The following is an 8,172-nucleotide window of genomic DNA, read 5'->3' on the forward strand; positions in this document are numbered from 1 at the left end:
CAGATGTCCACCGAGCGGTGACGTCGCGAGACCGCGAAATCCCTAGCGTTCCTGGTCATGCGATTCGTGAAGCAGCTCGTAGTGGTCGTGTTGGTGGCACTGGCCGGCAGTGCCGGTGTCCAGGCGATGGGCTGGACACCGGTGCCCACGCTGGTCCTCGGCCTCGCCACGGCGGCACTGACGCTCGTGGCGTACGCCTGGGTGGTGCGCCGGACCGAACGCCGGGAGCCGGTCGAGGTCGCGCTGAAGGGTGCCCCGGCCGCTCTCGGCCGGGGTGTCCTCATCGGACTCGCGATGTTCGTGGCCGTGCTCGTGAACATCTACTTCCTCGGCGGCTACGAGGTGCGCGGCTGGGGTTCGGTCGGGGGCGCCGTCGCGATCTTCGGTTTCGCGGCGGCCGCCTCGGTGACGGAGGAAGTGTTGTTCCGCGGCGTCCTCTTCCGCATCGCCGAGGAACGTCTCGGCACGTGGATCTCGTTGGCGCTCACCGGGTTGCTGTTCGGGCTGGCGCACGTGTTCAACCCGAACGCCACGCTGTGGAGCGCCCTGGCCATCGCGGTCGAGGCGGGCTTCCTGCTCGCCGCGGTCTACGCCGCCACGCGCAACCTGTGGGTGCCGATCGGGGTGCACTTCGGCTGGAACTTCGCCCAGGGCGGTCTCTTCAGCACGAGCGTCTCCGGCACGGACGCTCCGCAGGGTCTGCTGGACGCCGCGACGTCCGGACCCTCCCTCGTCAGCGGCGGGGCGTTCGGCCCGGAGGCGAGCATCTACTCGCTGCTGGCCGGTGTGGTGCTGACGGCGGTCTTCCTGTGGCTGGCCAAGCGCAGGGGCAACGTCGTACCGCGCCGGGGTCGCGCGACGCCGGCCGCTACGCTCGCCGGGTGAGCCGCGTGATCAGCCGGTGGCGCCGCTGGGACGTCACGGTCCAGGACGCCCCGCTCGCGCTGGCGTTGGTGCTCGCCTCGCTGATCCCCGCGCTGCACAACCGTGGCACCCAGCTCGGCGAGCTGCCTGGCCGGCCGATGGACGCGCTGGCCGCCGCGGTGATCGCGCTCGAATGCCTGCCGCTGGTCGTGCGCCGGCGCTGGCCGTTGGTCTGCCTCGCGCTGGTGTCGGTCGCGTTCGCGGTCGACCAGCTGCGCGGCTACCACACCGTCGCCGGTACGGCCCTGCCGATCGCGCTGATCAGCACCGGCCTGCACCTGGCGCACCACCGGCGCACCACGGTGATCACGGCGACGGTCGCGTACGCGGTGCTGGCCGTCGCACTGGACCGCGAGGGGTCGACCGAGGGGGTGGCCGGGTTCGTCACGTTCTACCTGGCGCTGGCCGCGGCGTGGGGCATCGGCGCCTGGCTGCGGTTGTCCCGCAAGGCGGAGGCCGAACGCCGCCGGCACGTCGCCGAGGCCACCCGCGTCGCGGAGCGGACCTCGATCGCCCGCGAGCTGCACGACGTGGTGACCCACCACGTGACCGCGATGGTGGTGCAGGCGGAGGCGGCGCGGTACCTGACCGCGTCGCCGGACCGGCTGGACCAGACGTTGCAGACGATCACGGACACCGGGCGGCGCTCGCTCACCGACCTGCGGCACCTGCTGGACCTGCTGAACCCCGATCACAGCACCTTCTCGATCGGTTCGCTGACCACCCTCGTCGAGCAGACGAGGCAGGCAGGTCAGCCGGTGGAGTTCGCCGAGGAGGGAACGGCGGCGCGGGACGCGGGCAGTGCCGAGGCCGTCGCCTACCGCGTGGTGCAGGAGGCGTTGACGAACGCCCTCAAGTACGCGCACGGCAGTCCGACGACCGTTCGCGTGCGGTACGGCGAGAAGGAGATCACCGTGGAGGTCGGCACGGAAGGCGTCCGGGCGTCCGCGGCGTCCGGTGGCAGCGGCAGGGGCCTGGCCGGGTTGCGCGAGCGGGTCGACGTGCTGGGCGGCGAGTTCTCCGCGGGACAGCAGAACGGCGGCTTCGTGGTCCGCGCCCGCATCCCCGCGGGAAACCCGGCGTGACCGCACCGGTCCGCGTGCTGGTCTGCGACGACCAGGCGCTCATCCGCACCGGGTTCGCCACGATCATCGACGCGCAGCCCGACCTCACCGTGGTGGGGGAGTGCGCCGACGGCCGGGCCGCGGTCGACCTCGCGGCCCGGCTCGCACCGGACGTGGTGGTCATGGACGTGCGGATGCCGGTGCTCGACGGCATCGAGGCGACCAGGCTGCTGGCGGGCGCCGGCGTGGCCGACCCGGTCAAGGTGCTCGTGGTGACGACGTTCAACCTCGACGAGTACGTCTACGAGGCGTTGCGCGCCGGTGCCAGCGGCTTCCTGCTCAAGGACGCCCCACCGGCGCAGTTGCTGCACGGCATCAGGACCGTCGCGAGCGGGGCCGCCCTGCTCGCGCCCGAGGTGACCCGCCAGCTCGTCGGCCGGTACGCGGCGCGCATCCGGCCCGCCGAGCCAGGGGTGGCGGGCCCGCTCGCACCGCGCGAGCTCGAGGTGCTCCGGCTCATCGCGGAAGGCCTGTCCAACAGCGAGATCGCCGCCGCGCTGGTGATCAGCCAGGAAACGGTGAAGACGTACGTGTCGCGCATCCTGACCAAGCTCGACTTGCGGGACCGGGTGCAGGCCGTCGTCTACGCCTACCGCAACGGCCTGGTCAGCTAGGGACGCAGTCCGACCGCGAGCGTGAGTTCGAGAACCCGTTGCGGTGAACCGAGATCCGGGAACAGCTCGCGCAGCTGCGACATCCGGTAGCGAACGGTCTGCGGGTGCACGAACAACGTCGTCGCGACCTCATCCCTCCTGCCCTGGTGCAGCAGCCACGCGCGCAGCGTCTCCTCCAGTCGCCGCGCCGTGCCGGCCGGCAGCGTCCGCAACGGTGCGAGCGCGCGCGTGCGCAGGTCGGAGTAGGCGTCCACGTCAGCGGTCAGCACCAACTCGGCGAGGTGCTCCTCGGTGTCGCGGATGTCGGGGGAGAGCGAACGCGCGCGTACGGCACGTGCGTAGGAAGCGGACGCACGGGCCCACGGCCGGGCTGGGCCGACGACGGCGTCACGGTCGGTCAACTGCCGCAAGAGATGTGCACGGTCGGCGTCGGGCACGAGCAGCACGCCAACGGCGTCCGGCAGGTCGTCCAGGACCAGGGTGCTCGGATCCAAGAGCCGATATGCGGGACGGGCCTGGGCGGCGGGCAGCAGGACCGCGGTCAGCGAGACGGGCGGCTGCCAGCCGGCGCGTTGGGCGGAGGCCAGCAGGACGTCGGTGCCGGCACCGGAGAGCAGGTCACGGGCCAGTTGTTCCAGGTGGCGCTCGTGCGCGAGGCCCCGCGCGGCCAGTTCGTCGGCGTGGCCCGCGGCGCTGGCGGCCGAGAGCTCGTCGATGTAGGCGAAGGTCAGCTCGGCGAACTTCGCCACCTCTGCGGCGGGCAGACCGGCCGGTACGGCGCCGGCGGCCAGGCCTCGCCAGGCCACGCGGGCGCCCACGCGGTAGGCGCTGAGCAGGGCGTCCATCGAGCGGCCGTCGCGCACCTCGCCCCGGCCGAGCTCGTAGGCTGCGTCGCCGGCGTCGCCGCCCGTGGCGATGCCGCTGGCCAGGTCGAGGTAGTGTCCCAGCGCCGTGCGGACGGCCCGGCGGATGGTGCCGCCCATGCGCCCGGACAGGGCGTTGGCGTAGGAAGGGACCTCGTCGATGATGGCCTCGACGACCTCGTCTGCGGTGGTCTTCAATGCGGCCCGCAGCGCGGTGACCGTCGTCTCGTCGAGGGCCAGTTCGGTGGCTCTCCGGATTGCGTGGCTCACGTTTTGTTCCCCGCGAACAAATTAGTCGATCAGATTCACGTCCTGCGGACAGGACTTTACGCCCTGAGGCGCATCAAGCTGGAGTCATGACGAGTGCCGCCCTTCGCAGCAGGGCGTGGAAACTGCTGGAGATGGTCACGACGCCGCTGCTGCCGTCGGACTACCTCGACCTGGTCAGCCCGCTTCGTGCAGGTGCCGACCTGCGAGGACGCATCGAGGCCGTGCACCAGGAGACCCCTGACGCCGCGACCATCGTGATCAGGCCGGGCAAGGGCTGGCGAGGCCACGTGGCCGGTCAGTACATCCGCGTCGGCGTCGACGTCGACGGTGTGCGTCTGTGGCGCGCCTACTCGGTGACATCGCCGACGAACCGCCAGGACGGTCGCATCACGATCACCGTGAAGGCCATCCCGGACGGCAAGGTCAGCAACTACCTGGTCCGCAGGGCGAAACCGGGCACGCTGATCCAGCTCGACCAGGCCACCGGCGACTTCGTGCTGCCGACGACCAAGCCCGCCAAGGTGCTCTACCTGACGGCCGGCAGCGGCATCACGCCCGTGATGGGCATGCTGCGCGACACCGAGTTCCAGGACGTCGTCATGGTGCACTCCGCGCCGCAGTCCAAGGACGTCATCTTCCGCAACGACCTCCACGACCTGGTCGCGGACAAGAAGCTGCGGCTCACCGAGCTGCACACCGACACCGACGGCATGCTCGACATCACCCGTCTCGACGAGCTGGTGCCCGACTGGGCCGAGCGCGAGACCTGGGCCTGCGGTCCCACGGGCCTGCTCGACGCCGCCGAAGCGCACTGGGCCGAGCACGGCGTCGCCGAGCGCCTGCACACCGAACGCTTCCGCCCCACCGTCGTCGTGGTCGGCGACGGCGGGCAGGTCACGTTCGGCACCACCGGCAAGACCGTCGACGCGGACGGCGCCACGCCGTTGCTGGACGTCGGCGAGGAGGCAGGCGTGCTCATGCCGTCCGGGTGCCGCATGGGCATCTGCTTCGGCTGCAGCACGCCGCTCAAGGCAGGCGCGGTCCGCGACCTGCGCACCGGTGAGATCACCGAGGCCGAGCCGGGAGTGCTGGTGCAGACCTGCGTCTCCGCCGCGGCCGGCCCGTGCGAGCTCGAACGCTAGCCACCACCACAGACCTTCCTCCTCCCGCGAAGTGGCCAGCCCCCAGCCACTGTCCCCCCGAAAGCGAGCCACATGACCGCCATCGACCCCACCGCTCACCTCACCGAGGAGCAGATCGAGGAGCTCGGCCGCGAGCTCGACGCGATCCGCGACGAGGTGATCGCCAGCCGAGGTGAGAAGGACGCCGCCTACATCCGCAAGGTGATCTCGGCGCAGCGCAAGCTCGAGCTGGTGAGCCGCGGCATCCTGCTGTTCTCGATCTTCCCGCCCGCGTGGATCGTCGGCACCGCCGGCCTGTCCGTGGCGAAGATCATGGACAACATGGAGATCGGCCACAACATCCTGCACGGCCAGTGGGACTGGATGCGCGACCCGAAGATCCACTCCTCCACCTGGGACTGGGACCACGTCTCGCCCGCCGAGCAGTGGAAGCACTCGCACAACGAGCTGCACCACAAGTACACCAACGTGATCGGCAAGGACAACGACCTCGGCTACGGCATCATGCGCGTCGACGAGGACCAGAAGTGGCACCCGATCCACCTCGGCCAGCCGCTGTGGAACTTCATCAACGCGTGCTTCTTCGAGTACGGCATCGCCGCGTACGACCTGGAGCTCGGCAAGAACCTGCACAAGCGCCGCCGCAAGAACCCCGAGTTCCGCGCGCGTGCTCGCGCGGTCGGCCGCAAGATCCGCAAGCAGGTGCTCAAGGACTACGTGATCCACCCGCTGCTGTCCGGCCCGTCGTTCCTCACCACGCTCGCCGCCACGTTCACGGCGAACCTGATCCGCAACCTCTGGTCGCACTCGGTGATCATGTGCGGGCACTTCCCCGAGGGCGTGCAGGTCTTCGAGCGCCGGTCCATCAAGGGCGAGACGCGCGGCCAGTGGTACCTGCGCCAGATGATGGGCTCCGCGAACATCAGCGGCAGCAAGGCCATGCACTTCATGACCGGCAACCTGTCGCACCAGATCGAGCACCACCTGTTCCCGGACCTGCCGAGCAACCGCTACGCCGAGGTCGCGGTGAAGGTGCGCGCGCTGTTCGAGAAGTACGAGCTGGAGTACGTCACCGGACCGCTGCCCAAGCAGGTGTTCTCGGCGTGGCGCAAGGTCTTCCGGCTCTCGCTGCCGAACAAGAAGCCCAAGGTGAAGACGCCCAGCCGCGACAAGGAGCTCGTCGCCGCCTGAAACTGGTAATTGTCCAGACCTTTCGGCCGTACCGGTGACATCGCCGCATTCGGTGAGATCCGTTGAAGGGCCCGATTCGCCACCCCTGCTGGTGAACGGGCCCTCAAACGGAGGAGCTCATGCGAAGGGTCAACGTGGTCGTGGCGATACTGCTCGCGACCGGAACGATCATCACGCCAGTCTCGGACGCAGCCCCTGCCGCGGTCACCGAGACGGTGTACGTCGAGTCCACGATCGACAGTGACGCGGACGGCAAGCTCGACCGGATCGCCGCCGACGTCATGCGGCCGGACACCGCCGAGAAGGTGCCGATCGTCATGGAGGCCAGTCCGTACTACGGGCTGGGCGCGGAGATGGCGACGAACGTGCCACGCGGCTTCAAGCGCTGGTACGACGAGTACTTCGTGCCGCGCGGGTACGCCGTCGTCGAGATGGAGATGCAAGGCACCTCGCGCTCGACCGGTTGCCCGACCACCGGCGGCCCGGAGGACACCGCGAGCGTCCGCGCCGTCGTCGACTGGCTCAACGGTCGCGCCAAGGCGTTCTACGCCGACGGCAGCCCCGCGACCGCCGGCTGGAGCACCGGCAACGTCGGCATGCTCGGCGTGTCCTACAACGGGACCCTGCCCAACGCCGCGGCGGCGGCGAACATCCCCGGCGTCAAGACGATCGTGCCGATCGCGGCGATCTCCAGCTGGTACGAGTACTCCCGCGACCAGGGCATCGCCTACCGGGGCGCGCACTCCAACAACTACCCGACGTACCTCGCCAACTACGTGGTCAGCGCCGCGCAGAAGGCCAAATGCCAGGCGGTCCGCGACCGGCTCTCCCGCGAGGACGGCGACGAGACCTACGACTACACGTCGTTCTGGAAGGCCCGCGACTACCGCCAGACAGCGCAGAACGTGTCCGCGTCGGTGTTCGTGGTGCACGGCCAGTCCGACTGGAACGTCAAGCCGTCGCAGTTCGGCCGCTGGTGGCAGGAGCTGGCCGACCGGGGCGTCCAGCGCAAGATCTGGCTGCACCGCGGCGGGCACCTGGACCCGATCTCGTTCCGCCAGGCCGAGTGGCAGCGCGTCATGGGCCTGTGGATGGACCACTGGCTCAAGGGCGTCGACAACGGGATCATGAAAGAGCCCATGGCCGACGTCCAGAGGCCCGACGGCAGCTGGGAACGGCACGCCGCCTGGCCGCAGCCCGGCACGCAGGACACCACGCTGCACTTCGGTCCGGCGGCCGGTGGCTTCGCGGGCTCGCTGACCACCACGCCGGCCGCCGGTGGGACGCAACCGTTGCGGGACAACGCGAACCTCAGCGAGTCGATGATGATGGCCAACCCGGAGACGGCCGACTCCCGCCGGCTCGTCTACGTGACGCCACCGCTCACGGAACCCGCCCGGCTGTCCGGCGAGGTGCACATCACCGCCCGCATCGCCTCGAACCGGCCCTCGACCCCGCTCACCGCGCTGCTCGTGGACTACGGCCCGAGCACCCAGGCCGTGCTGACCGACCGTTCGCCGATCCAGCTCTCCACCGAGACCTGCACGCGAACGGACCTGCGGCAGCGCACCGGTTGCGCCCGTCCGCCGGACGTCTCGGTGCAGGCGGTCACCGCGACCATGCTGACCCGGGGCTCCATCGACGCGAAGAACCGCGCGTCGCTGGAGACGTCAACCCCGTTGCCCACCAACGGAACCGCTGACGTCAGCTGGCGGATGCACGCCCGTGACGCGTTGATCCCGGCCGGGCACCGCATCGGCATCGTGATCGTGACCAACCACAGCGGTTACGTCGCCACCGACACCGGCGCCTCCGGTATCGCGCTGGACGTGTCGCTCGGTGTCAGCAAGGTCGTGCTGCCGATCGTCGGGGGAGTGGTGCGGACCTAGTGTCGTAACCGCCTACCTTCGCCGCGTCTTTCAGCGCCCAGCAGGGCGCCGGTACCACGATCCACCCGTCTGAACGCCGAAATACGGGGCAAAGGCAGGCGGTTACGGCACTAGAACTCACCGTGCCGGCCGGCGCCGCCCGTGAACCGGGCGGC

At 70.1% G+C, this 8,172-nt stretch carries 7 protein-coding genes; 6 read left to right on the plus strand and 1 reads right to left on the minus strand.

Going from position 1 to position 8,172, the window contains the following annotated elements:
• Positions 1-57 precede the first annotated feature (57 nt).
• The 3 genes from DI276_RS41695 to DI276_RS41705 are packed head-to-tail and all read left to right on the plus strand — an operon-like array spanning position 58 to position 2,662.
• Entirely contained in the window at positions 58-885 is an 828-nt protein-coding gene (locus DI276_RS41695; protein WP_112274322.1) for a CPBP family intramembrane glutamic endopeptidase, read from the plus strand.
• Complete coding sequence (locus DI276_RS41700) at positions 882-2,009, plus strand: sensor histidine kinase (protein WP_198681241.1); 1,128 nt, start codon at positions 882-884, stop codon at positions 2,007-2,009. The genes DI276_RS41695 and DI276_RS41700 overlap by 4 nt, the downstream gene beginning before the upstream one ends.
• Entirely contained in the window at positions 2,006-2,662 is a 657-nt protein-coding gene (locus DI276_RS41705) for a response regulator (protein WP_112274324.1), read from the plus strand. Before DI276_RS41700 ends, DI276_RS41705 begins: the two co-directional genes overlap by 4 nt.
• Here DI276_RS41705 and DI276_RS41710 read toward each other — a convergent pair.
• Positions 2,659-3,795, minus strand: a complete 1,137-nt coding sequence (locus DI276_RS41710) for a helix-turn-helix domain-containing protein (protein WP_112274326.1) — start codon at positions 3,793-3,795, stop codon at positions 2,659-2,661. The two genes, DI276_RS41705 and DI276_RS41710, sit on opposite strands and share 4 nt — an antisense overlap.
• 86 nt (positions 3,796-3,881) lie before the next feature.
• Here DI276_RS41710 and DI276_RS41715 point away from each other — a divergent pair, with 86 nt between their 5' ends.
• The 3 genes from DI276_RS41715 (at position 3,882) to DI276_RS41725 (ending at position 8,017) form a co-directional block, all read left to right on the plus strand.
• Positions 3,882-4,937 (plus strand): ferredoxin reductase, encoded by a 1,056-nt coding sequence (locus DI276_RS41715; protein ID WP_112274337.1) that lies wholly within the window; start codon positions 3,882-3,884, stop codon positions 4,935-4,937.
• A gap of 72 nt (positions 4,938-5,009) precedes the next feature.
• On the plus strand, positions 5,010-6,128 hold the full coding sequence (locus DI276_RS41720) for a fatty acid desaturase family protein (protein WP_112274339.1): 1,119 nt from the start codon (positions 5,010-5,012) through the stop codon (positions 6,126-6,128).
• 119 nt (positions 6,129-6,247) lie between these two features.
• A complete protein-coding gene (locus DI276_RS41725; protein ID WP_112274341.1) occupies positions 6,248-8,017 on the plus strand; it encodes a CocE/NonD family hydrolase in 1,770 nt (589 codons plus the stop codon).
• Positions 8,018-8,172: the final 155 nt, after the last annotated feature.

It is taken from the genome of Lentzea terrae (assembly GCF_003265345.1).
Classification (GTDB): Bacteria; Actinomycetota; Actinomycetes; order Mycobacteriales; family Pseudonocardiaceae; genus Lentzea; species Lentzea terrae.